Here is a 24461-nt window from a genome sequence, read left to right as displayed (position 1 = left end):
TTGTGAACGAGGATTTCTCCCGATGAATGTGGCCCAGAACATTGTCGCCGGTCTCGACCGGATACTCACCATGGAAGTTGTGCGCGTCACCGAGCGTGCCGCGGTCGCTGCCGCCAGATTGCGCGGGCGCGGCGACGAAAAAGCCGCCGACCAGGCCGCAGTCGACGCCATGCGCCAGGAACTCAATCGCCTCGCCATCAAAGGCACGGTGGTGATCGGTGAGGGCGAGCGCGACGAGGCGCCGATGCTCTATATCGGCGAGGAAGTCGGCAGCGGGAAGGGACCGGCGGTCGACATCGCGCTCGATCCGCTCGAAGGCACGACGATCTGCGCCAAGAACCTGCCCAATGCGCTGGCCGTCATCGCCATTGCCGAAAAGGGCAGCCTTTTGTTTGCCCCCGACGTCTACATGGACAAGATCGCCATCGGTCCGGGCTATGCCGAAGGCGTCATCGATATCGACGCCTCGCCGGCCGAAAACATCGCCAGCCTGGCCAAGGCCAAGGGCGTCGCGGTATCCGAAATCACCGCCTGCATCCTCGATCGACCGCGCCATGAAAGGCTGATCGAAGCGGTGCGCGCCATGGGCGCGGCGATCCGGCTGATCGGCGACGGAGATGTCGCCGGCGTCATTCACACCACCGACCCGGAAGAGACCGGCATCGACATCTATCTCGGCACCGGGGGTGCGCCGGAAGGCGTGCTGGCGGCGGCAGCACTGCGCTGCACCGGCGGCCAGATGCAGGGCCGGCTGATCCTCGACACACAGGAAAAGGTGGCGCGCGCGGCCAAGATGGGCATTGTCGAGCCGAAGCGGGTCTATCGCGCCGAGGAAATGGCGCGCGGCGATGTGCTGTTCGCGGCGACCGGCGTCACCGACGGCAACATGCTGGCCGGCGTCAAGTTCGGCAGCAATTCCATCACCACGCACACCATCGTGCTGCGCTCCTCGTCGCGCACCGTGCGCGAGATCAAGGCGCGTCACCAGGATCTGGAAAAGTTTTGAGACTTTCCTGTTTAGCCGTCGCATATTGCCTGAAATGACAATCTGCAGACGACGCGTCATATGACGGGCGACAACCGCCTCTTCCTCGATGTCAGGCAGTCCGCAACCGGTGTTTCCTGGGAACACCGGTTGAGCGAACGGCAGGACATGACGGCGCTTGCGATCGCGCAGGGACATGGCGTGCCCGACATTGTCGCGCGCGTCTTGGCCGGGCGCGGCGTCACCGCCGACAAGGCCGAGCGCTTCCTCGATCCGACGATCCGCGACCTGTTGCCCGACCCGGCCTCGCTGACCGACATGGACAAGGCCGCCGCTCGTATCGCCGACGCAGTCATGGCCGAGGAAAAGGTGGCGATCTTCGGCGACTACGATGTCGACGGCGCCGCCTCGTCGGCGCTGCTCAAGCGCTTCCTGACGCATTTCTCGGTGCCGTCTGAAATCTATATTCCCGACCGCATCTTCGAGGGCTATGGCCCCAATCCGGAGGCGATGCGCGAGCTGGTCTCGCGTGGCGCGACGCTGATCGTCACCGTCGATTGCGGCACCAACAGCGCTGTCTCCATCGATGCGGCCAAGGCGGCCGGCGCCGATGTCGTGGTGCTCGACCACCATCAGGTCGGCGGTGTGCTGCCGGAGGCGATCGCGGTCGTCAATCCCAATCGCGAGGATGATCTGTCGGGGCAAGGCCATCTGTGCGCGGCCGGCGTCGTCTTCCTTGCCCTGGTGCAGACGGCGCGAATCCTGCGCAGCCGCTTGCCCGACGCCGCGCAGCCGGACCTGCTTTCGCTGCTTGATCTCGCCGCGCTTGCCACCGTTTGCGACGTGGTGCCGCTGATCGACGTCAACCGCGCCTTTGTGGTCAAGGGCCTGCAGATGGCGCGTCAGCAGAAGAATGAGGGGCTGGCCGCACTGGCGCGGGTGTCGCGCATCGGCGAGCCGATCAGCACCTTTCATCTCGCCTATCTGATCGGGCCGCGCATCAATGCCGGCGGCCGCATCGGCGATGCAGCGCTGGGCAGCCGGCTGCTCGCCACCGACGATCCGGTCGAGGCCGGCACCATCGCCGAGACGCTCGACCGGCTCAACCAGGAACGCCAGCAGATGGAGCTGGAGATGCTGGCCGCGGCGCGCGCCGAGGCCGATGCCGAGCTTGCCGGCGGCAGTGGCCCGGCCGTCATCGTCACCGCCAGCACCAGCTGGCATCCGGGCATTGTCGGGCTGATTGCGTCGCGGCTGAAGGACCATGCGCGGCGGCCGGCCTTCGCCATTGCCTTCAATTCAAATGGCATCGGCACCGGCTCTGGCCGTTCCGTGTCGGGCTTCGACCTCGGACGACTGGTGCGCGAAGCGGCCGATGCCGGGCTGATCGTCAAGGGCGGCGGCCATGGCATGGCGGCCGGCATCACGGTCGAACGCGCCAAGCTCGGTGAACTCCGGGCCTTTTTCGAGGAGCGCGCGGCGGCCGAAGTGTTCCGGCTGCAGGACGAGGAAAGCCTGGCCATTGACGGTGCGCTCGCCGCCGAAGGCGCTACGCTTGCCCTGCTCGATGCACTGGAAAAGGCCGGTCCGTTCGGCGCCGGCCATGTCGCGCCGGTGTTCGCGCTGCCGCGCCACCGGCTGGCCGACGCGCGGGCAGTCGGCACCAACCACATCCGCGCCGATTTGCAGTCCGATAGCGGCGGCCGCATCCAGGCGATCGCCTTTCGCGCGGTCGATACCGCGCTCGGCGAATTCCTGTTCAAGAACCGCGGCAAGACGATCCATGTCGCCGGCTCGCTTTCGGGCAATTACTGGAACGGCAACCGCACGGTGCAGTTCCGCATCACCGATGCGGCCAAGGCCTGACGTGTCCGCCTACAAATTTTGGTGACACGCATTAGTAGTACAGACAGTTGTCATCTACCGCCTGTTTGTAGTCGCGGCTGTTAACTATGATTCAAGGCATCGATTAAGAAGTAAAAATGGCAGAACATGTTGGAAGCCCTAGACTCTCTCGGTTCGCGAGCGTAGAATTTTGGACGCGAATGCTGATCTATTTGTTTGTTTTGATGGAGGTTAGAAATGCCTGTAATCAGACATGAATAAATTGTATCAAAGTTTATTTCTTCCAAGGCTATCGACTTCGGCGCGTTGGGAAAATTTGTAGCCGAGCACGGGGCCAGCATTGCTGCATCTAGCAGTGGGGACTATGGGGTCCGCTTTGGTCACTACAACATTCTTGCCTGTTTTAACATCGGCCCAATAAATGACGGCCTGGAAAAGAAACTCAGTGGGCGTGGAATCGCCGCAGAGGTTATCGGCTGAGGTCGGAACTTCGAATCTGGCACAGGGCATGCTCTCTCGCCGCGACTTCTGCTGCGAAGCATGTGAGTAAACGCCCGGACATTCCATGTTGAGTCGGGATGATCTAGAGCGCCGGTTGTCGCTCGCGTTAAAGATTGCGAAGCGGGCAATTGGCGCTCTCGGTTCAGACGGTTACCGCGACGAGGCGGCGCTCGAAGACAGCTTCGGTCCCGACAAGCCGCTTGCCGAAACCGCGATGTTTCTGTACGCGGCTCGCGCAGTCACAGGGTTGGCGCGGCTGGACAGCCAAGTCGATGAGCTTTTACGTGACCTGGCACTGCTGGCGAGAGCGGATCGCACGGCATTTGCAATCGCACTGTACCCGACTATTTGCTTTCAGTTGGGGATGCCGCACATCTTGCTTACCCAACTCGGACTTAAAGACGCACGCTTCGATTGCCTGCTGGCCTTGAGCGCTGAAGCCTTGGCACATCGGGGCAGGGAAGTAGTACCCCATCGCGTACTGGAAGGACTGTGGCTTCGATCATTGTGGAGCCAGACGCCCCCGGGTCCAGAGTTCGATCTTATCGCTGTGAACTCTGTGATGAACAACTCCCTCGACCTATTGTGGGGCAGCCGCGAGGATGCTTACGCCTACACTCACACCTTCATGTATTTCACAGATTTCGGATATGCCAATCGCCAATTGCCTCGCGATCGATTGCAAATTATTGGGGAATCGGAAGGGTTACTTGCGCGAAGTCTTCTTGTCGAAGACTTTGACCTCGCTGCGGAAACGCTGATGATCTGGCCTCTTGTCGCAGCGCCTTGGTCTCCTGCGGCCGCGTTCGGGTTGCGTGTGTTGGCGGAACTTGAAGATCGATTTGGGTTTCTACCCGCTGGCAACGGAGTTCCGGAGAAGTTCGGCCACCTCGAGGGCAACGAGAGAACCAAGTACGCAATCGCCGCCTCATATCACACAGCCTACGTCATGGGCATGCTTTGTGCGCTGTCGTTGCGCCCTGGCAATGCGCCGCCGTCCAGCATTGTCGGCGAGCTCGCGCCGGCGATTTTGATTGAAGAGCTTTTCAGCGCGATCCGGGTCGTGGATACGCCTTGGCAGTCGACGTTCCAGAAGCTCGATCTGTCTGAACAGCGAGCCTTGGCGCCATTTTTGCTGGACATCGCGCTGTTGGAGACGACTCGAAACCACAATGTGGTGGGCGCTGCCAACTTGCTCGAAACGGCCTCCCGGCATGGCATCGCCAATACCCTTGTCTGTGCACAGACAGCCGAGCTCCTTCGGCGACTTTCCGTATGCAGCGACACACAGTCAAATTAGTGCGTTTGTCTCGATTCGTTGTCTCTTCGGCAAGACGATCCATGTCGCCGGCTCGCTGTCGGGCAATTACTGGAACGGTAACCGCACGGTGCAGTTTCGCATCACCGATGCGGCAAAGGCCTGATGTCGCCGGATTGGCTTAGGCGAGAACCGTCTGCAGCCGCTTCAATTCGCTGATCTGCGCCATCGTCGCCTGGTAGCCGAGGCTGATCGCCTCGTCGGCGCGGTGGAATTCGGTCAGGCCGATATGGCTGAGCTTGGGCTGCAGCGACATGTCGGGGGGATCGCCGGCCAGCCTCGCGCGCGAAATGCGGTCCTGGATGATGTTGAAGGCCTCGACCATGACGCCGGTGATGCCGAGACGCGTCTGGTGCGCCTGGTGGTCGGGGTCGGCCTGGCCGGGCCGCGGCGCGTCCTTCTCAATGAGCAGTTCTCCGGCGCTGTGCTTGATGACGGCGGCGCGGCCGAACAGATCGTAGTGAAGGTTGACCGCGACGACCAGCTGCTGCTCGTAGGCACGGCAGACCGAAACCGGCACCGGGTTGACCAGCGCGCCGTCGACCAGCACGCGGCCGTTGCAATTCACCGGTTCGAACACGCCGGGCAGCGCATAGGAGGCGCGCATGCCGGTGATCAGCGAGCCGCTCGACAGCCAGATTTCATGGCCGGTGCGGATTTCGGCGCCAACGGCGACGAAAGGCTTTGTCAGGTCTTCGAAACGGATGCCGGCCATGTGCTCGCGCAGTCTGGCATCCAGCTTCATGCCGCCGAACAGGCCGCTGCCGCGCAGATTGAGATCGAGCAGGCCGAAGATGCGGCGCTTGGTCAGGCTGCGGGCGAACTCCTCGAGCTGGTCCAGCTTGCCGGCGAGGTAGCAGCCGCCGACCAGCGCGCCGATCGAGGTGCCGGCGATCATCGAGACTTCGATGCCGGCTTCATCGAGTGCGCGCAGCACGCCGATATGCGCCCAGCCGCGGGCGCAGCCGCCGCCCAGTGCGAGCGAAATGCCTGTCTTGCCCGCAGGTTGCGGGTCAGGCACGCCGCCGGACGATGAGGGGCCATTGGCCTCCCGCACGTCTGGTCTGCTACGCAATGACGCCCATTCGAGCATCATGATCTCCCATGTCCCAAGCCCGTTCTACAGGACGGACGTTTGAAAATAGTGAATATGAGTGGTTTGCGACTGTTGAATGGTTCACGCAGGCTTCCGGTACGTTTTTTCCGCATCGAACAGCGGCGTACTGCCATCGTCGGCAAGCGTTGCCTTGCCGTCGTTGATCCCCACCGTCCGATAAAAGCATGAACGCCGGCCTGTGTGACAGGTTGCGTCGTGGCCCAACACTTTCACGCGAAGCCACAAAGCGTCCTGGTCGCAGTCGGTCCGCATCTCGACGACATGCTGAAAATTGCCTGAGGTTTCGCCCTTTTTCCAAAGTGCGTTGCGCGAGCGCGACCAGTAGTGGGCGATGCCGGTTTCCAGCGTCAGCCCCAGAGCCTCGGTGTTCATGTGCGCGACCATCAGCAGCATGCCATCTTCGGCATCGGTGACGACGACGGTGACGAGACCGCCGGCATCAAAGCGCGGTGAAAACACCGCGCCTTCTTCGAGAGCCTTCTTGTCCGATGGAGCCTTGGGAAATGTTAGTGCCGACATCGCCGGTCCTTGATCTAGCGATGCCGGCAAGGGGGCTTACACCCCGAGGCCGCGCACCATGGTGACGAAACGGACCTGTTCCTCAGGCGTGTCCTTGAACACGCCGGTGAAGGTCGAGGTCAGCGTGGTGGAGCCCTGCTTGCGGATGCCGCGCATGGCCATGCACATGTGCTCAGCCTCGATCATGACGGCGACGCCGCGCGGATTGAGCACATCCTGGATGACGCCGGCGATCTGCGCGGTCATCGCTTCCTGCGTCTGCAGGCGATGGGCGAAGATATCGACGACGCGGGCGATCTTGGACAGGCCGACGACCTTGCCGTCCGGCAGATAGCCGACATGCGCCTTGCCGATGATCGGCACCATGTGGTGCTCGCAATGCGAATGGAACTGGATGTCCCTGACGATGACGAGATCGTCATAGCCGGCGACTTCCTCGAAAGTGCGGCCAAGTTCCTCGGCCGGGCACATGTCGTAGCCGTTGAACATTTCGAGGAAGGCCTTGGTGACACGCTTGGGCGTGTCGATCAGCCCTTCGCGGTTCGGATTGTCGCCGGTCCAGCGCAACAGCGTGCGCACGGCGGCCTCGACCTCGGCCTCGCTCGGCCTGTCGGTGACCGGCTTGTCCAGATAGTCGGAGGGGGGCATGATTTTCTTGATGACGGCATCCATAAAGGCGTCTCCCGTAGTTCCTCTCTCAGGAGGAACGAGTTGAACGGACCACGACCTTTCGGGTGCTGAAAACTCGCCCTGTTTCCAGCCCGCAAGCGGCGTGAACGAAATGGGCAAGGACGGCGGCTTTGCGTTGCCTTGTCGATACCCGACTGCCAGCATTATATATGGTCGTGCCCAGCGAATGAAAGACGCCATAGCGGCAATCGCTGTTCGCTTGGCGGCGACGGATTGGAAAAATATGATTGACGACGTCTACAATGCGAAAATTCTGGGTTTTGCCGGAAACATCGCACGCATCGGCCGGCTCGATCATCCGGATGCGACGGCACGCGCGCATTCCAAATTGTGCGGCTCGACGGTAACCGTCGACCTCAAGATGGACGATGGCGTCGTCACCGATTTCGCCCATGACGTAAAAGCCTGCGCGCTCGGCCAGGCGTCGTCCTCGATCATGGCCCAGCATGTCATCGGCGCCAGCGCCGATGAATTGCGCTCGGTGCGCGACACCATGCTGAAGATGCTGAGGGAAAACGGCGCGCCGCCAGAAGGCCGGTTTGCCGATTTGAAATACCTGGAGCCGGTGCGCGACTACAAGGCGCGCCATGCCTCGACCATGCTGACCTTCGACGCGGTCGTCGATGCCATCGGCCAGATCGAGAAGAAGCGCGCCGAAGAAGCAGCCTGATATAGCGCCGGTTTCGCGCCGGCCATGATGGAGGAACCGCTTGCATTGGTTGACGGTGGCACTGGGCCTTGCGGTTTCGCTGGTGACGAGCGGTTATGCGGCAGGAGCAGAAAGCGCTTCGAAGCAGAAGGCTGCCGCCTACCTTTCTGACAAACTGGCTGGCTGCTGGACTATCCCAGTCGACGACGGATCCGTGATCACGATCACGCGCGTCCAAATCAGTCTGAACCCGGATGGCTCGCTCGCCGGACCGCCAAAGATACTCAACCCCGCAACAGAACCACAGGGCAAGAGGTTCAATGATAGCGCAGTTCGGGCAATTACCCCGTTGTGCACCCTTCACTGGCCTTGCAGCTTTTGCCGATAGCTACCAGGATTGGCGCGAGACGACGGTCAATTTCGATGCCGGAGTGATGTCATCCAGCGCGCAGCAGAAATAGAAACCGAAGGCTTAAGAAGGGCGCCGGCTTAGGTCTGCTGTTCCTGCACCCGTCTGCTTTCGGCAAATTCGTTCCTCACCCAGTCGGCAAAGGCCTTGGCCGGTTCCGGCAGGTCCTTCAAACTCCTGGCGACCAGCCAGTAGGCGCCGGATGCGACGTCGATGTCGAACGGCTTGACCAGCGCGCCGGACGCAATCTCCTCACCGATCTGCAAGAGGTCGCCCAGCGCCACGCCATGGCCGAGCAGGGCCGCCTGCTTCGACAGCGACACATCCGCCAGCATCGGGCCGCGCGCCGGAATGGCGTCGGCGCCCACGCCGGCTGCCTCGAACCAGCGCGCCCAGCCTTGACGGTTTTCCTCGTGCAACAGCGTGTAGCGGGCGAGGTCGAGCGGCTTTTCGAGAGGAGGGCCCGACGCCAGCAAGGCCGGCGACAGGACCGGCGAATCGACGGTCGAGGCAAGCCATTCGGCCTCGCTGCGCGGCCATGAGGTGGCGCGTGCACTGAAGCGCAAGGCGAGTTCAGGCTGATCGCTGCGGAACTCGATCGGCCTTGGATCGACTTCGAGGGAGACGTCGATATCGGGCCGCAACTTGCTGAAGCGGTTGAGCCGCGGCAACAGCCATACCGAGGCCAGCGATGGTTCGACGCTGACGCGGACCACCGACTGCGCAGGGGCCGCCACCAGGTCCGAAAGCAGTCTGTCGATGTCGTCGAAACTCCTGACCAACTGGTCGAGCAGGCGCTGGCCAGCCTCGGTCAGTTCGACGCGGCGGTGATGGCGGTGGAACAAGGGCCGGCGCAGGAACTGCTCGAGTTCGCGGATCTGCCGGCTGATCGCTGCCTGCGAGACGAACAGCTCCTCGGCGGCCCGGCTGAAACTCAATTGCCGGCCGGCCGCCTCGAAACTCCGCAACGCCGTCAGGGGCAGCCGTCCGCGCTTCATTCGCATAACCCAAAGTTATCCGAAGCGGAAATTATACTCGTTTGAAGGCGAAGACCAGTGGGCGTCTAATCCGTCTCAAAGGAGACACGGACATGATCCAGTTTCTGGAAATCTTTGGCGATGTGATGCGGATCGCGACGTTTCAATGGCGTGATGACAGGCGGCATAATGCCCCGCGCATTGAGGAAAGGCCGGCCGGCCGCTGGGCGGCTCCCGCGGAGCGGCACCCCTTTCGCCGCTCGCGACCCTGAAGCCAAGAAAGAGGCGAGTGAGTGAATGGGATTGCGTTTGCCAGCCGAAGCCCACATCTATCGGCCTGGAAACGCAAGCTGACCCGGAAGTCGGTTTCGGGGTCACGTTCGGAAAGAGACAGCGGTGGGCGACCAACATCCGCATGTGCATGCCGCCGGGCAGACCCAGCGCGGGCGCAACTGGCCCGGACCATGGCGCAAGACGCCCGGCCGCATTTTAGGCACGTCGCTGGTGCGCCTCTATCAACTGACACTGTCCGGTTTTGTCGGCAATTCCTGCCGGCATCTGCCGACCTGTTCCGAATACGCGCATGAGGCGATTGCCCGCCACGGTCTGTGGGTCGGCGGCTGGATGGGCCTGTTCCGCGTGCTGCGCTGCGGGCCGTTCGGAACGCATGGCATAGACCGTGTGCCCGAGGTGCTCGCTCCGCGCTATGTCTGGTTCACACCTTGGCGGTATTGGCGGATCGGCAAGAAGCGGGGTGAAGCCTGACGGCGACTCTAGGTCGCCGATTCAAATCGCCAAAGCCGCATTTCTTTACGGTCCGGTAGGGTTAACGTCAGCCTGCACAAAGACTGCGCATTTGAGTCAAAATCGAGCCAAGACGCTTCGCTAAGCGCCTTCTGTCATTCCCCAGGAGAGCTCACATGCGTCGGATCGAAACCCACCCCTTCATTATTGCCGCGGTCCTGTTCCTGCTGGCCTGGTTTCTGGGGTTTCCGATGCGCGCGCAATCGGCACCGCTTGGCGATCTCGAATGCACGCTGATCCAGGACGCGGCGAGCGGCGAGACGCTCTATCAGAGCGGCGTCTGCGACCAACGCGTCAGCCCGGCGTCGACCTTCAAGGTGCCGCTGGCGCTGATCGGCTACGACAGCGGCATCCTGAGCGACGCGCAAACGCCGAGCTGGGACTACAAGCCTGAGTTCAAGGCGGTGAAGCGCGACCACAAGACCGTCGACCCGACGATCTGGGAGCGCGACTCGATCGTCTGGTATTCGCGCGAGATCGTGCGCCGGCTCGGCGCGAAAAGATTTGCCGGCTATGTCTCGAAATTCGGCTACGGCAACATGGATGTCTCGGGCGATGCCGGCAAGGACAACGGGCTCACGCAATCCTGGATCAATTCCTCGCTCGAGATATCGCCGGTCGAGCAGACAGCTTTCTTGCGCCAGCTGCTTGCCGACAAAATGCGGGTTTCTGCCAAGGCGCATGAGATGACCCGGGCCATCCTGCCAAGTTTTAAGGCCGGTGATTGGACGGTGCAGGGCAAGACCGGCAGCACCAGGCTCGGCAACAGCAAGGACAAGCGTTCTCTCGGCTGGTTTGTGGGCTGGGCCAAAAAGGGCGACCGCAGGATCGTCTTTGCCCGACTGGTCGTCGACACCAAGCCGATCGACGCGCCGAAAGGCCCAGCGACACGCGCGGCTTTCCTGAAGGACCTGCCGCAGTTGGTGAAGTGACCTTGGCTTAAGCGCTTCGGCGGGCACGGATAAGGTGGCCGCCGGAATTCCTTGCCTCTGCCTTTGGCGCCCTGGAGAAGCGGGCGGCGATGTCGCTGCTTTCCAGATCTTCGATCTCATCGAAGCCGAGCTCGCGCAGCGATTGCGCTAGTGTGGCCGGGGCGAAGAAGCTGATCCAAGGCTCGCCGACAGCGGCGACGCGCGCTGCATGGAAGGACAGCGCAGCCCGTCCCGCCGCATCGCGGTTCTCGGCCGGCTCGCTATAGTCGAAGACGACCTCAGAGCCGGGAATGCCAGCAATCCAGGATAGGGTGCCGAAGATGGCTTCCTGTGTCAGATATGGCACGACCCCAAGCCAGATGAAAAAGCTCGGCTCCGCCGGCTTCAGACCAGCCAACGCTAGTTCGTCCGCCAGGCTCTGCCGCTCGAAATCGACAGGCACGAAAGTGGTGGCCGACGGTTCGGCAAGGCCAGCATTGGCGATGCATTTGCGTTTCCAGGCCTGCGTTGCCGGATGGTCTACTTCGAAGACGGCAAGGTTGGGGTAGGGATTGCGCAGCGAAAACGTGTCGAGGCCAGCGCCGAGCACCACCACTTGCCGGACGCCCCTGCGCACCGCCGCAGTCAGCCAGTCCTCGGCGAGACGGGCACGCGCCGCCACGAACAGGCGCATGCGCCGGCTGCGCTCATCTTCCTGCTCCAGGTCCTGCGCCGTCGGTGCAGCATCGCCCAGAATCGCACTCGCATAGGGGTCGCGAAACAGCCCCGCCTGCGGTGAGAACTGGTGGAGGGCCCGCATGCGCGCGACGCCCAGGGCGGTTCGGCTGGGTTTTAAGTCTTCCATGCCTGGGATTCCAACCCGCGTCCGGGAAATTCGCAAGCCTGTGCGACTGGGCTGCGACATCTGTCGCGCCATTTCCTGACGGCTGCGCCAATGACCGCTCTTTACCTCACGCCGTGCTGCCTCTAAAACCCGCCCGCTGCCGGATGCTTCCGGCTTCACACCACGACCACCCGCGCTCGTTTGCGGGACTGGATAGGAGATACCTGATGCTGAATTCCGTTTCCCTGACATTTCCCGATGGCTCCGTCCGCGACTACGACGCGGCGATGACCGGTGCGGGCCTGGCCGAATCGATCTCGAAGTCGCTGGCCAAGAAAGCCGTCGCCTATGCCATCGATGGCACCGTGCGCGACCTTTCCGACCCGCTCGGCAAGTCCGGCAAGGTCGAGATCATCACGCGCACCGATCGGCGCGCGCTGGAGCTCATCCGCCACGATGCGGCACACGTGCTGGCGGAAGCCGTGCAGGAGTTGTGGCCGGGAACCCAGGTCACGATCGGGCCGGTGATCGAGAACGGATTCTATTACGACTTCGCCCGCAACGAGCCGTTCACGCCGGACGATTTCCCGGTGATCGAGAAAAAGATGCGCGAGATCATTGCGCGCAACAAACCGTTCAGCAAGGAGGTCTGGTCGCGCGACAAGGCGAAAAAGGTCTTTGCCGACAAGGGCGAGCGCTACAAGCTCGAACTGATCGACGCCATTCCTGAGGAACAGGATCTCAAGATCTATGCCCAGGGCGACTGGTTCGACCTCTGCCGTGGTCCGCACATGGCCTCGACCGGCCAGATCGGCAACGCCTTCAAGCTGATGAAGGTGGCCGGCGCCTATTGGCGCGGCGATTCGAACAATCCGATGCTGACCCGCATTTACGGCACGGCGTGGGCCGAGCAGGCTGAGCTCGATGCCTACCAGACGATGCTGGAGGAGGCGGAGAAGCGCGACCACCGCAAGCTCGGCCGCGAGATGGACCTGTTCCATTTCCAGGAAGAGGGGCCGGGCGTCGTCTTCTGGCATGCCAAGGGCTGGAAGATGTTCCAGAACCTGGTCAACTACATGCGTCGCCGCCTCGACGAGCAGGGCTACCAGGAGGTCAACGCACCGCAGGTTCTGGACAAGAGCCTGTGGGAGACGTCGGGCCACTGGGGCTGGTACCGCGACGCCATGTTCAAGGTGACGGTGGCCGGCGACGACACCGATGACGACCGCGTGTTCGCGCTGAAGCCGATGAATTGTCCGGGCCATGTGCAGATCTTCAAGCATGGGTTGAAATCCTATCGCGATCTGCCCGTAAAGCTTGCAGAATTCGGCAATGTGCATCGCTACGAACCGTCCGGCGCGCTGCACGGGCTGATGCGCGTGCGCGGTTTCACCCAGGACGATGCGCATATCTTCTGCACCGAGGATCAGCTTGCCGCCGAGTGCCTGCGCATCAATGACCTGATCCTGTCGACCTATGCCGATTTCGGCTTCGACGAGGTCAGTGTGAAGCTGTCGACGCGGCCTGACAAGCGCGTCGGCACCGACGAGGCTTGGGACCACGCAGAAGCGATCATGAACAGCGTGCTGGATACGATTCGCACACGTTCGGGCAACCGCATCAAGACCTCGATCAATCCGGGCGAGGGCGCTTTCTATGGGCCGAAGTTCGAGTATGTGCTGAAGGACGCCATCGGCCGCGAATGGCAGTGCGGCACCACGCAGGTCGACTTCAATCTGCCGGAGCGCTTTGGCGCCTTCTACATCGGTTCGGATTCGGAAAAGAAGCAGCCGGTGATGGTGCATCGCGCCATCTGCGGCTCGATGGAGCGCTTCCTCGGCATCCTGACCGAGCATTATTCCGGTCATTTCCCGCTGTGGTTCGCACCTCTGCAGGTGGTGGTGGCGACCATCACCTCGGATGCCGACGACTATGCCCGCAAGGTTGTCGCGCAACTGAAGGCGGCCGGGCTTATCGCCGAAGCCGACCTGCGTAACGAGAAGATCAACTACAAGGTACGCGAGCATTCATTGGCCAAGGTTCCGGTGATCCTCGTCTGCGGCAAGCGCGAGGCGGAGGAGGAGACGGTCAACATCCGCCGGCTCGGCTCCCGCGATCAGGAATCGCTCAAGCTGGCCGATGCGCTCAAGCTGCTGTCCGACGAGGCCACTTCGCCCGACCGCAGACGGCGCGCGGCCTGATCCATCGATATCTCCGGGAATGGCGGTGGAGCGATCCACCGCCATTTTCACATGCCTGTCACGCCAACCCTGTAATGAGCCGCCATGCTCAAGCTGAAAATGCGGGAAAGACCGTTTCCCGAGCTCTCCTACGCCAATGCGAGCCAGCCGGCGCTGACGCGCTGGTTCATCCATTCCATTGAAGGCCTGTCGGGGCGCGACCGCTATGCTGCGCTCTACGACTTCTGGCGCCGCCAGGTGGCGCCGACGGGCGAGCGCGTGTTCAGCCGCATGTTGGAGCTGATCGACGTCAAGGTGCGCAGCGCCGATCAGTGGCCGCCGGCGAAGCTGCCTGACACGCCGCTGGTGATTGTCGCCAACCATCCGTTCGGCATTGGCGACGGCATTGCCGTGCTGTCTCTGGTCGAGCAGCTCGGGCGTCCGTTCCGGGTCATGATCCACAAGGATCTGCTCAAGATCCGCGAGATGGAACCGTACTCGCTGCCGATCGACTTTTCCGAGACCAAGGACGCGGTAAAGAACAACATGGCGGTGCGCCACGAGGCGGTGCGGCTGTTGAAAGAGGGCGTCACCATCGTCGTGTTTCCGGCCGGCGGTGTCGCCACCGCGCCGAAAGGCTTTGGCCGTGCGCGCGACCTGCCGTGGAAGATGTTTCCAGCGCGCCTCGTGCAGGACGCCAAGGCGTCGGTGGTGCCGATGCATTTTTCCGGTCAGAACGGCCGGCTGTTCCATCTGGTCAGCGGACCCATGAACATGGCCGAGCGTGAGGGAAGGGTGGCGAAATTCGTCGGCAAGGCATCGCTGACGCTGCGCCTTTCGATGCTCATCCGCGAATTCGCACGGCTGTCCGGCAAGGCGATCGACGTTCGCGTCGGCAACGTGCTGCGCTGGGACGAACTGGAGCCGCTGCGCGACCGCAAGACCTTGCTCGATCGCCTTCATCGCGGCGTCTTCGATCTGGCGCCGGCCGCACCGCGTGGCCGCGTCCATTTCCTGCCGCGCCGGCTGCGCAAGGCAGCTTGAGAGACGCTAACTAGGGCGTGTACTCATAAACGACGATCAGTCGATCAACGATTTCGGCCAACCTCGGCCCTTTTGCTCAATAGCTCCTAGGGCAGTGGGAGCGGTTTGTCGCTGAGTGTACGCAAGTAGGCGATCAGGTTGACCCGTTCGGTCTCGTCCGGGACGCCAGGCACCTCCATGTAAACGCCCGGCGTGGTGAGCATGGGCTCAAGCAGATATTTGTTCAGGTCCTCGTACGTCCATACACCCTCCAAGCCCAGCAAGGTGTCGGAGTAACGCATATTTGCCATGGATGCCTTGTCGCGGCCGACGACGCCCCATAAGTTCGGTCCCGTTTTGATCGCTCCCTGTGGCTCGGCATTGTGGCAACCGTGGCACACATGTGTGAAGTAGGTTCGGCCTTTCTCGACATCGGCAGCAGCCAACTTCATCGAGATCGGGGCTGGTGTTGGCAAGACGACGCCGTGCGACATGAGATAGTCAGCGACTTCGCGTTGCCCCTTGAATTTTGCCAGATGGAGCGGTGTCTTGCCGTCCTTTGTCTTCGCATTCACGTCCGCGCCGGCCGTCGGCACCGCGTTCGATGAGCAGTTTTGCCGCCGCAAAATGACCGCCCTTGACCGCAAGATAGAGTGGTGTCGCGCGCCCGTCGCTCTCATCGACGCCGGCACCAGCGTCGAGCGCTGCCGTGATCGCCGCGACATCGCCCTTCGTGGCGGCGTCGTGAATGTCGGCGGCATGCGATACAATCGGTGCAAGCAGTAGTGGAATGAAAAGCAAGGACATGCGCATTTGGCATCTCCCAAGGCAAACCGCGGTACGCGCCACGGTTTCGAGACAGTAAGAGCATACCACGAATGCCTGATCGTAGCCACTTCACTGGTGCCGAGTCGCAAGGTCCCCATCCATCCGGGTCATCAGACTTGTTGCGCTAGAGGTCCGCTTTGAGGCCGCTAACCTTCTTGCTTTCGTCAAGCTCGCGGCCATCCGGCTCTGGCTTCGGGTCTATGAGCCCACGACCTAGTCGGCGCCTTCCTCGGGATCGATCGCCGAAGCCTCGGTGGCCAGGACCTCAATTTCCTGGTTCTGGCCGGCAACGACGGTGAAATCCTTCTGGTAGATGCGGTCGCGGTTCTTGGCGATGATGGTGTATTGGCCCTCGGCCAGCACCATCGAGGCGAAGGCGCCGACGGCTTCCTTGATCGGATCGCCGGATTCGTTGAGCAGTGACCAGGATGTATCGGCGATCGCTTCGCCGCCGGTCTCGCGCACCAGCTTCATGGTCATCTCGGCTGCACGATGTTCGACCGTGGCTTCGGTCAGCTTGCCGGCCTCGACGCGGATGTCAGAGCGAATGACGGCATTCACCGCGCCATAGGTGGAGACGACATGGTAGACGCCGGCGTTGAGCCGCACGACGCTGTTTGGTTCGACATCGGGAATGATCAAGGCGCGGTCGCCATTCGCCTCGGCGGTGCCCTCATAGATGGAAAAGCGCAGCTTTTTGGGTGGAATGCGCACGCCGCCCGAGAGCACCGCGTCGAGCTTGAGGCCGCCGGCATCGAGCACCAGGCTTTCGCGCTTGGCGTCCTTGCCGACGGTGATGCGCTTGGTGGCGCCGGCGCGTCCGTAGGAGGCGTGCACCAGATAGCTGCCGGGTTCGAGCTGGAACACCGCGGTGCCGCCATGCGCGGACGCCACCATCGGCAGCTTGCCGTCGCTGGCCGCCTCGGGCTTGAAGACACGCCAGACGATGCCGCGCGTGATATCGGCGCCCTTGTCGGTCAACTGCGCCGACAGCGTTATGGCGCCACCGCCACTGAGCGCCAGCGACCTCTCGCTCTTGGGCGATGCATAGCTCGAAATGTCGGGGAGTTTCAGATTGGAGATGCCGTCAGCATTCTGCGCCATGGCCATCGAGGCCGGCGCAAACAGCGCTGCGGCAAGCCAAATCAGCAAAAGGCGCAATGTCCCCTCAAACATGCCTTGCGTTGAAGCCCAAGGCGGTGGCAATTTCAAGGCTTAAGAGTCCGATCCGCCTAGGCAACAGGCTCTTTCGTCCGGCGCGTGTGCGCCAATGCCCGAGCCGCCCCGATCCGCGATGGCGCGCTTCAGCTCAAAATCGAGTGCTTTAGGAGACCAGGCCCCCATGGCGTCGCCGATCATCGACTTCCTGCTGACCCGAAATTCCGCGCCGATCCCTGAATTGAAGGAACCGGCGCCCAGCGATGCCGATATCGCCAGCATGATTGCGGCTGCAAGCCGGGTGCCCGATCACGGCCGGCTGGAGCCTTGGCGCTTCATCCTCTATCGCGGCGAGGCGCGTGTCGAGATCGGCAGGAAGCTGGCGGCGCTCGCCGAACAGCGCGAAGGGCCGCTGCCGGAAAACCGCCACAACCAGGAGCTGGCTCGGTTTTCGCGAGCGCCGCTGGTGATCGGCGTGGTCTCGGTCCCAAAGGACAACCCGAAGATACCGCAATGGGAGATGTTCCTGTCCGGCGGCATGGCGGCGATGAACCTGATGATCGCGGCCAACGCGCTGGGCTACGGCACCAACATGATCAGCAACTGGTATTCCGACGTGGCCGAGGGCAGGGCGCTGCTTGGACTGGCGCCACAGGAACGCGTCATCGGCTTTGTCCATATCGGGTCCTACCAGGGGCCGGCGCCGGAGCGGCCGCGGCCCGATCCGGCAAAGCTCTATGCCGATTATTCGGGGCCATGGAACGGCTGACTGGTGTGCGAGCCGTGGCGAGCCGGTTCACGGCGGCTTGCCAGACGCGTTTGGTAGGTTCGACGTTTCTGTGGATGCCTTGGCGATGCACACGTGAAAAGCGATGCCCTTCGTCCAAACACACGGTAAGAGGGCGGCTTGGGTGATGCGCTTGCGCATCGACCTTGGGATTGCGGGGGCGTCGGCGGCATGAAGAAACGAGACTCGTTGGCAACCCGGCTGCGCTACGGGTTCGACAAGAGCATGGCCGCCGGCCCCATCGCGCTGATCGGCTGGCTTGCCGTCGCTTCCCTGCTGATCATCATCGCCGCCGCGGCTTTCCTTGCGGTGACACGCATCGCGCCGGAGGGCGGCGAGCCGCTGAACTTCTTCGAAGCGTTCTGGGAATCGCTGATGCGTACGCTCGATTCCGGTACGATGGGCGGCGACACCGGCTGGGCCTTCCGGCTCGTCATGCTTTTTGTCACGCTTGCCGGCATTTTCGTCGTGTCGGCGCTCATCGGCGTGCTCAGCGCCGGCGTCGACAGCAAGCTCGATGAATTGCGCAAGGGCCGTTCGCGGGTGCTGGAGAGCGACCACACCATCATCCTCAACTGGTCGCCGTCGATCTTCGACGTCATCTCCGAACTCGTCATTGCGAATGCCAGCCGCCGCCATCCGCGCATTGTCGTCATGGCCAATATGGACAAGGTCGCGATGGAGGACGAGATCGCGGCCAAGGTCGACAAACTGGGCAACACACGCATCATTTGCCGCAGCGGTGACCCGACTGACCTCTATGATCTCGCCATCGTCAACCCGCAGACCTCGCGCTCGGTCATCGTGCTGTCGCCGGACGGCGACGATCCGGATTCGCAGGTGATCAAGACGGTGTTGGCACTGGCCAACGACCCGAACCGGCGCACCGCGCCCTACAACATCGCCGCCGAAATCCGCGATGGCAAGAACGCCGAGGTCGCCCGCGTCGTCGGCGGGGCCGAGGTGCAACTCGTGCTGGCCGATCAGCTGATCTCGCGCATCGTCGTGCATTCGAGCCGGCAGTCGGGTCTCAGCGGGGTCTATTCGGAGTTGCTCGATTTCGACGGCTGCGAAATCTACACGACCGAACAGCCAGATCTTGTCGGCAAGACCTTCGGCGAGGCGGTGATGGCGTATGAGCATTGCGCACTGATCGGGCTCTGCGACCAAAACGGCCGCGTCAATCTCAACCCGCCGTCGGAGCTGGTGATCGGCAAGGACATGCGCGCCATCATCATCGCCGAGGACGATGCCGCCATCAAGCTGGGAGGCGCGGCGGCCAAGGTCGATACCGCGGCGATCCTTCGCCATCAACCTGTCGAGGCGAAGCCCGAGCGCACGCTGATCCTCGGCTGGAACCGGCGCGGTCCGATCATCACCTATGAACTGTCGCGCTATGTCGCGCCGGGCTCGATCCTGACCATCGCCGCCGATACGCCCGGTCTCGAGCAGGAAGTAGCCGGACTGCCGGTCGTCGGCGACAATCTGGCGGTGTCCTGCCGCATCACCGACACCTCGAGCAGCACCGAGCTTGCCAGCCTGGACGTACCTTCCTACGACCATGTGCTCGTGCTGGGCTACAGCGAGACCATGGCAGCGCAGCCCGCCGATACGCGCACGCTGGTGACGCTGCTGCATCTGCGCAAAATCTCAGATGATGCCGGCACGCATATCTCGATCGTCAGCGAGATGATCGACGTGCGCAACCGCGAGCTGGCGGCGGTGACCAAGGCCGACGACTTCGTCGTCAGCAACCGGTTGGTCAGCCTGATGCTGGCGCAAGCGTCGGAGAACCAGTATCTCGCTGCGATCTTCGATGATTTGCTCGACGAAGAGGGCTCTGAAATCTACATGCGCCCGGTCGGCGACTATGTCGCCATCGACCAGCCGGTGACATTCTGGACGATCGCGGAATCGGCGCGGTTGCGTGGCGAGATCGCCATCGGTTACCGGCGCGTCCGCACTGCTGAGACCGATGAGCGGGCGCTGGGCGGCGTCACCGTCAACCCGCTGAAGTCGGAAGCGCTGGCCTACCTGCCGGAGGACCGGGTCATCGTCCTGGCGCGCGATTAAGAGGAAACGCCTGCCGCCTTGGCGCGAGCCAGAAGCCGTTCGGCCAGCCGCAGATGCGGCCGGTCGTACATCTTGCCGTCAATGCCGACCACACCAGGATTTCCTGCCGCCTCGAAGGCAGAGACGATCGCCTGCGAGCGTTCCACCGCCTCGGCCGATGGCGTGAAGGCGGCGTTGATGACCGGCACCTGTGCCGGGTGAATCGCCATCTTGCCGGTAAAGCCGTCGCGCTCTGCCTCGACGCATTCGGCTTCGAAGGCGGCCATGTCACGAAAGCCGGGGAAGACCGTGTCGATCGCCGCGACTTCGGCCGCGCCGGCGGCGAGAATGGTCATGGTGCGGGCAAGGCGGAAGACATCGGTATAGCAGCCGTTCTCGTCGCGCGCCGCGCGCGCGCCGATCGCCGCCGACAGATCCTCCGCACCCCAGGTGAGGCCGGCAAGCCGGGCGCTTGCCCCGGCATAGGTCGCGGCGGCAAGCACGCCAGCGGCGGTCTCGGTGATGATCGGCAGGATTTTTATGCCGCCGTCCGGCAATCCGTTTTCGGCTTCGTGCACGCGGAGCTTCGCGGAGAGCTGCTGCACGTCCTGGCCGCTGTTCGATTTCGGCAGCATGATGCCGTCGGGTTTGGCCGAGACCAGGGCGGCCAGATCGTCGTCGGTCAATCCGCTCGAGAGATCGTTGACTCGGATATAGATGGCGGAGCTTGTCTGCTGCCTGTTGCCGGCAATGAAGCGTGCCGCGATCTCGCGCGCCGCTACCTTGTTTTGCGGCGCCACCGAATCCTCAAGATCGACGATGACCACGTCGGCGCCGGCGCCAAAGCCTTTCTCCAGCTTCTTTTCGGAATCGCCGGGCACAAACAGCAGCGAGCGCATCAGGCTGCCTTTTTCATCATCATCGCCTGGCGCGTGCATTTGGCGACGAGCACGTCGTTCTGATTGTAGGCGCGATGCTCGAACTCGACGATGCCGCGGTCCGGTTTCGATTTCGATTCCCTGACCGAGAGCACCGTGGTCTCGACACGGATGGTGTCGCCGTGGAAGACCGGGTGCGGAAACACCGTCTCCTTCATGCCGAGATTGGCGACCGTGGTGCCGACGGTGATGTCATTGACGGAGATGCCGATCATCAGGCCGAGCGTGAACAGCGAATTGACCAGCGGCTTGCCCCATTCGCTCCTTGCGGCGAAGTCGAAGTCGATATGCAGCGGCTGCGGGTTCAGCGTCATCACCGAGAACAGCATGTTGTCGCTTTCGGTGACGGTCTTGCGCAGTGTGTGCTTGAAGACATGGCCGACGACGAACTCTTCGAGATAAAGCCCGGCCATTATCGTCCTCCTCTGCTGCCTGACGGTTGATAGGCGCTGCCCGTGTCACCCGCAAGCCAGTTAATAAACATGGTGAACCGTTCGTAAACCATTTCTGCCTAGGGTCATTCCCGGGGCCGGAGCTTTTCGGCAAGGGGGCATAAGCAGGCGGTATGGTTGTTGTTTCGCATTTCCTGAAATGGATCTACACCGCCAAGGTGTCGGAGCGTGCCGCCGCGGCGAGCGCGCTGGCCCGTGCCTACATCAACGCCGAACTGCCCTTTGAGGACCGCTGCGCCGCGGAGGCGGCGCTGACGCTGCTGCTCGACGACGCTTCGTCGAAGGTGCGGCTGGCGCTGGCCGAGGCGCTGTCGATGAGCCATCACGCCCCGCTGCAGATCATCAGCGCGCTTGCCTCTGACCAGCCGGAAGTGGCGGCCCTGGTGCTGGCGCGCTCGCCGCTGCTCACCGATGCCGATCTGATCGACCGCGTTGCTGCCGGCCACAAGGCGACGCAAAAACTGATCGCCGACCGGCCGGTCGTCTCGATGGCGGTTGCCGCGGCCATTGCCGAGATCGGCGAACCGGAAGCGTGTGCCGCGCTGCTCGCCAATGACGGCGCCGATATAGCATCGCTCAGCTTTCGCCGTATGGCCGAGCGGCATGGCCATATTGCTCATCTACGAGAGGCAATGGTCACCGATGTCAGGTTGCCCGCCGACTGCCGGCATATGCTGCTGGTCAAGCTCGGCGAAACGCTCAAAGCTTCACCGCTGGTGATGGCGTTGATGGGGGCGGCCAGAGCCGAGCGCGTCACGCGCGATGCCTGCGTCAAGGCTTCGGTGCGACTGGTCGAAGGCACGCGCACGGAGGAACATGGCGCGCTCATCGAGCATCTGCGGCTGCGCGGCGACCTGACCGCTAGCTTCATCATCCGCACCATTGCTCACGGCAAGGTCGACTTTTTCGGCTCGACCCTGGTCGCGCTCAGCCAGCAATCGGAGCAAAGGGTGCGGGCGCTGCTTGCCGGCGGCCAGGATGTTGCTCTGCAGGCGCTGTTTCGCGGCGCCGGCCTTGCCGCTCCGACCCATGGTATCATCCTGCGGGCGCTCAAGATCTGGCGCGAAGTTGCCAATGGCAAGCGCATCGCCGGCGTGCAGGAAGTCAGCTGGCTGATGCTGAAGGAACTCGGCGGCCAGTCCACCGAGGGCGATCTCGCCGGCCTGGTCAAGTCGATCCATCTCGACGCGCTGCGCGAAAACGCGCGCGGGCATGCGCTGGCGATCGCAGCAGCTTAGGGCGCATTGATATTCAGGTGAGGCCGGCCTGCAAATGGCCGATACCTGCGCTTCCGGTGCTCACGTACATAAAGTACGCTCCGCTTCGGTTCTCGGTATCAGCTGTTTTCGACTCGGCCTGACCTGAATCTCAACACGCCCTTTGTCCTGCCTAGCCCCTATCTTTGGCGAAAAAATCCGGGAAGTCCTCGATCGTGGCGGCGACGATGCGCAGCGAGGCTGCGATCTGCAGCGTGTCGGCACTGCCGCTGCGCTCTGAGAGGCCGGCTGCATATTGCCGGGCGACGGCGACCGTCGCCGTCTGGGGATCGCCTGGTGCGCGAAACAGCAGTTCACGCGCCAGGCCGCGTAGGAAATTGTCGATCGAAAGCGCGGTTTCGGAAGGCGTGGCGGGGCTCTGCTGCGCGGTGCGCAGGCGCAGGATTTCGAGGCCGAGGGTGACGGCAGCGATGCTGCCGCCGAGGATGGCATCGCCTTTCCTGCCGGTGTTCTGCAAGAGCGGCATCAACTGGTTGATGCGGTCATAGGCGAGGCTCTCGAAGGCAGAACGCCGCGGCACCCGCTCATGCAGGCAAAGCCGGGCCAGGTCCTCGCGCATGGCGCGCACGATGCGGTTGGCGGCAAGCCACGGATCGGCCGGCAGCACGACGATGAAGACGCCGATCGCCAGCAGGATGCCGACCAGCACTGAAGCCGAGCCGGCGAAGAACGGGCCTGGAGCATAGGTCATAGCCTGATGCGGGCTGAGGAAGGCGAGGAAGTTGATGGCAAAGGCGGTCGCCACACCAACAGTGCGCGGATTGGCCATGCCCAGCGCCGTGGGTATCAGGATCGGCACGACAAACAGCGCGAACCAGCCGAAGCCGGGCAAAGCGGGCAGGGCGACCTGGCCGACAAGGAAGGCAAAGGGCAAAGCCAGCAGCGTTCCCCTGAAGAAGCCCCAGGACACCTGCACCGGGTCAGGACGCGCGGCGAAAAGACTGGAGACGACAGCAACGAGAATGACGGTGCCGGCCGCATCGGACCATTTCGTCGTCAGCCAGAAGGCGGCGACCGCCAGCGTGGCAATGGCCGCGCGTATGGCATTGCGCAAAGCGCCGGGGTAGTCGCGGTGCACCACCAGCGCAGGCTGCTGCCTGTTGGCCCGGCCCGGGCGCGTCACCGGTGCGCGCAGAGCGTCGAGACCGCGCAGCACTTGCTTGAAGGCTTCGGCGAAATCGGCGGCGATGGTCAGGCGCGTTATCGTGCCGACCCTGTCGTCGCCCTGATCGGCCGAGGCGTCGGGCATTTGCCGGGCCTTGCCGGCAATCGCGTCGAGCCGCGTCACCCAGGGCGACGTGTCGTCCAGCGCCTCGGGCGCGGCTGCAAGTTCGCTGACCAGTGACTGCAGTTCGGAGCGCACCGGGATGAGTGCTGCGTTTTTCGGCGCCGCGTGCGAGTGCAGCTCGCGCGCCGCCGACAGCGCCGACAGGAGCTGGCCGATGGTGCGGCGGACCGGATGGGCGCGGGTGGCGAAGCTCGGCGCTTCGAGCCGTGCATAAGTGCGCATCTCGGCCAACGTCTGGGCATCGGCGATGAGCTTGCGGTGCAGGCCGGCCAGCACTGCCGGATCGCCGCCGGAAAAGGCGCCGCCTGCATAGGTGGCAAGGTCGAGGATGCTGCGCTTCAGCCGCGAAATGATGGCGTCGGCGGCCAGCTTGGGCAGGATCAGCCGGCTGGTCAGACCGGCACAGACGATACCGAGCACGATCTCGGCGCAGCGCGCGACAGCGAGATCGACGATCACATGCGGCTGGCCGAAGGCAGGCAGCCCAATGATCATCGCGGTATAGCCGGCAAGGGCCGCGCCATAGGCTTCCGGGTTGCGCAGCAGCGACGAAACCAGCGTGCACAGGCCAATCCAGACGGAGAGCGCCGTCACCAGCAGCCACGGATTGGTGCCGAAAACCGAGGTGATGCCGATCGCCGCAAGTCCACCGGCAAGCGTGCCGAGCAGCCGGTAAAAACCTTTCGCCAGCACCATGCCGGCAACCGGCTGGGCGACGATGAAGACCGTCATCATGGCCCATTGCGGGTGGTCGAGTTTCAGTGCGTAGGCGACGAGAAGCGCAATCAGACCGGCCGAAACGGTGCGCAGGGCGAAAATCCAATCCGAGCGGGTTGGCTGCGTCAGACCGGCAAATCTCGCGACAAAACCGTTGCGCAGCCGGTCCCAGGTCACACGCCCATCTCCGTA

At 63.0% G+C, this 24461-nt stretch carries 22 protein-coding genes and 1 pseudogene; 12 read left to right on the top strand and 11 right to left on the bottom strand.

The genetic code is table 11. The features are described 5' to 3' along the window. The first annotated feature begins 22 nt into the window (after positions 1–22). The 3 genes from glpX (at position 23) to AC1DZ8_RS18960 (ending at position 4631) form a co-directional block, all read left to right on the top strand. On the top strand, positions 23–1006 hold the full coding sequence (gene glpX / locus AC1DZ8_RS18970) for a class II fructose-bisphosphatase (RefSeq protein WP_477401421.1): 984 nt from the start codon (positions 23–25) through the stop codon (positions 1004–1006). A gap of 60 nt (positions 1007–1066) precedes the next feature. Next, positions 1067–2851 carry a single-stranded-DNA-specific exonuclease RecJ gene (gene recJ / locus AC1DZ8_RS18965; RefSeq protein WP_477308329.1) on the top strand — a complete coding sequence of 595 codons (1785 nt, stop codon included), beginning with the start codon at positions 1067–1069 and terminating at the stop codon, positions 2849–2851. A gap of 544 nt (positions 2852–3395) precedes the next feature. Continuing rightward, positions 3396–4631 (top strand): DUF6895 family protein, encoded by a 1236-nt coding sequence (locus AC1DZ8_RS18960; protein WP_477308331.1) that lies wholly within the window; start codon positions 3396–3398, stop codon positions 4629–4631. Between the two features lie 139 nt (positions 4632–4770). Here AC1DZ8_RS18960 and AC1DZ8_RS18955 read toward each other — a convergent pair whose 3' ends face one another. The 3 genes from AC1DZ8_RS18955 to folE all read right to left on the bottom strand — a co-directional run bounded on the left by AC1DZ8_RS18955 (position 4771) and on the right by folE (position 6957). Then, complete coding sequence (locus AC1DZ8_RS18955; RefSeq protein ID WP_477308333.1) at positions 4771–5742, bottom strand: patatin family protein; 972 nt, start codon at positions 5740–5742, stop codon at positions 4771–4773. A gap of 84 nt (positions 5743–5826) precedes the next feature. Then, complete coding sequence (hisI, locus tag AC1DZ8_RS18950) at positions 5827–6285, bottom strand: phosphoribosyl-AMP cyclohydrolase (protein ID WP_477308334.1); 459 nt, start codon at positions 6283–6285, stop codon at positions 5827–5829. Between the two features lie 36 nt (positions 6286–6321). Then, positions 6322–6957, bottom strand: a complete 636-nt coding sequence (folE, locus tag AC1DZ8_RS18945) for a GTP cyclohydrolase I FolE (RefSeq protein WP_454574164.1) — start codon at positions 6955–6957, stop codon at positions 6322–6324. A gap of 241 nt (positions 6958–7198) precedes the next feature. Between folE and AC1DZ8_RS18940 the strand changes: the two genes are divergently transcribed. Next, the gene (locus tag AC1DZ8_RS18940) at positions 7199–7645 is read left to right on the top strand and encodes an iron-sulfur cluster assembly scaffold protein (protein WP_477308337.1); all 447 of its coding nucleotides are present in this window, start codon (positions 7199–7201) and stop codon (positions 7643–7645) included. A 468-nt stretch (positions 7646–8113) separates the two neighbouring features. On the opposite strand, the gene AC1DZ8_RS18935 is transcribed toward AC1DZ8_RS18940, so the two are convergent. Further along, positions 8114–9031 carry a LysR substrate-binding domain-containing protein gene (locus tag AC1DZ8_RS18935; RefSeq protein ID WP_477308339.1) on the bottom strand — a complete coding sequence of 306 codons (918 nt, stop codon included), beginning with the start codon at positions 9029–9031 and terminating at the stop codon, positions 8114–8116. Positions 9032–9123: 92 nt separating this feature from the next. Between AC1DZ8_RS18935 and AC1DZ8_RS18930 the strand changes: the two genes are divergently transcribed. The 3 genes from AC1DZ8_RS18930 to blaOXA all read left to right on the top strand — a co-directional run bounded on the left by AC1DZ8_RS18930 (position 9124) and on the right by blaOXA (position 10746). After that, positions 9124–9282 (top strand): hypothetical protein, encoded by a 159-nt coding sequence (locus AC1DZ8_RS18930; protein WP_477308341.1) that lies wholly within the window; start codon positions 9124–9126, stop codon positions 9280–9282. A 124-nt stretch (positions 9283–9406) separates the two neighbouring features. After that, the gene (gene yidD / locus AC1DZ8_RS18925) at positions 9407–9775 is read left to right on the top strand and encodes a membrane protein insertion efficiency factor YidD (protein WP_477401417.1); all 369 of its coding nucleotides are present in this window, start codon (positions 9407–9409) and stop codon (positions 9773–9775) included. Between the two features lie 155 nt (positions 9776–9930). After that, positions 9931–10746 (top strand): class D beta-lactamase, encoded by an 816-nt coding sequence (blaOXA, locus tag AC1DZ8_RS18920; RefSeq protein WP_477308345.1) that lies wholly within the window; start codon positions 9931–9933, stop codon positions 10744–10746. Between the two features lie 7 nt (positions 10747–10753). Here the strand turns inward: blaOXA and AC1DZ8_RS18915 are convergent, their stop codons facing one another. Beyond that, positions 10754–11590: an SAM-dependent methyltransferase gene (locus AC1DZ8_RS18915; protein ID WP_477308347.1), complete on the bottom strand. Its 837-nt coding sequence runs from the start codon at positions 11588–11590 to the stop codon at positions 10754–10756. A gap of 206 nt (positions 11591–11796) precedes the next feature. Between AC1DZ8_RS18915 and thrS the strand changes: the two genes are divergently transcribed. Together thrS and AC1DZ8_RS18905 are read left to right on the top strand one after the other, a co-directional pair. Next, positions 11797–13770 (top strand): threonine--tRNA ligase, encoded by a 1974-nt coding sequence (thrS, locus tag AC1DZ8_RS18910; protein WP_477308349.1) that lies wholly within the window; start codon positions 11797–11799, stop codon positions 13768–13770. Between the two features lie 84 nt (positions 13771–13854). After that, on the top strand, positions 13855–14793 hold the full coding sequence (locus AC1DZ8_RS18905; RefSeq protein ID WP_477308351.1) for a lysophospholipid acyltransferase family protein: 939 nt from the start codon (positions 13855–13857) through the stop codon (positions 14791–14793). An 86-nt stretch (positions 14794–14879) separates the two neighbouring features. Here the strand turns inward: AC1DZ8_RS18905 and AC1DZ8_RS18900 are convergent, their stop codons facing one another. From AC1DZ8_RS18900 to AC1DZ8_RS18890, 3 genes are all read right to left on the bottom strand, one after another. Next, complete coding sequence (locus AC1DZ8_RS18900; protein ID WP_477308353.1) at positions 14880–15347, bottom strand: c-type cytochrome; 468 nt, start codon at positions 15345–15347, stop codon at positions 14880–14882. After that, the gene (locus AC1DZ8_RS18895; RefSeq protein WP_477308355.1) at positions 15274–15585 is read right to left on the bottom strand and encodes an ankyrin repeat domain-containing protein; all 312 of its coding nucleotides are present in this window, start codon (positions 15583–15585) and stop codon (positions 15274–15276) included. Before AC1DZ8_RS18895 ends, AC1DZ8_RS18900 begins: the two co-directional genes overlap by 74 nt. A gap of 228 nt (positions 15586–15813) precedes the next feature. Continuing rightward, positions 15814–16776, bottom strand: a complete 963-nt coding sequence (locus AC1DZ8_RS18890; protein ID WP_477308356.1) for a hypothetical protein — start codon at positions 16774–16776, stop codon at positions 15814–15816. A 166-nt stretch (positions 16777–16942) separates the two neighbouring features. Between AC1DZ8_RS18890 and AC1DZ8_RS18885 the strand changes: the two genes are divergently transcribed. Then, the gene (locus tag AC1DZ8_RS18885) at positions 16943–17527 is read left to right on the top strand and encodes a nitroreductase family protein (protein ID WP_477308358.1); all 585 of its coding nucleotides are present in this window, start codon (positions 16943–16945) and stop codon (positions 17525–17527) included. A 189-nt stretch (positions 17528–17716) separates the two neighbouring features. Next, positions 17717–19618, top strand: coding sequence for a CASTOR/POLLUX-related putative ion channel (locus tag AC1DZ8_RS18880; RefSeq protein ID WP_477308360.1), 1902 nt, complete (start codon positions 17717–17719; stop codon positions 19616–19618). Here the strand turns inward: AC1DZ8_RS18880 and AC1DZ8_RS18875 are convergent. Together AC1DZ8_RS18875 and AC1DZ8_RS18870 are read right to left on the bottom strand one after the other, a co-directional pair. Continuing rightward, positions 19615–20496: an HpcH/HpaI aldolase/citrate lyase family protein gene (locus AC1DZ8_RS18875; RefSeq protein WP_477308362.1), complete on the bottom strand. Its 882-nt coding sequence runs from the start codon at positions 20494–20496 to the stop codon at positions 19615–19617. The genes AC1DZ8_RS18880 and AC1DZ8_RS18875 overlap by 4 nt on opposite strands. Continuing rightward, positions 20496–20960: pseudogene (locus AC1DZ8_RS18870) on the bottom strand (MaoC family dehydratase); the annotation flags it as partial. The gene AC1DZ8_RS18875 and the pseudogene AC1DZ8_RS18870, both read right to left, overlap by 1 nt. Before the next feature lie 140 nt (positions 20961–21100). On the opposite strand from AC1DZ8_RS18870, the gene AC1DZ8_RS18865 reads away from it, so the two are divergent. Beyond that, positions 21101–22225, top strand: coding sequence for a DUF2336 domain-containing protein (locus tag AC1DZ8_RS18865; protein ID WP_477308364.1), 1125 nt, complete (start codon positions 21101–21103; stop codon positions 22223–22225). A gap of 151 nt (positions 22226–22376) precedes the next feature. On the opposite strand, the gene AC1DZ8_RS18860 is transcribed toward AC1DZ8_RS18865, so the two are convergent. Further along, positions 22377–24446 (bottom strand): FUSC family protein, encoded by a 2070-nt coding sequence (locus AC1DZ8_RS18860; RefSeq protein ID WP_477308366.1) that lies wholly within the window; start codon positions 24444–24446, stop codon positions 22377–22379. Positions 24447–24461 lie beyond the last annotated feature (15 nt).

The sequence above is a fragment of the Mesorhizobium sp. P2_F7 genome, from assembly GCF_056403695.1.
This window is presented reverse-complemented; position numbering and strand designations above follow the sequence as displayed.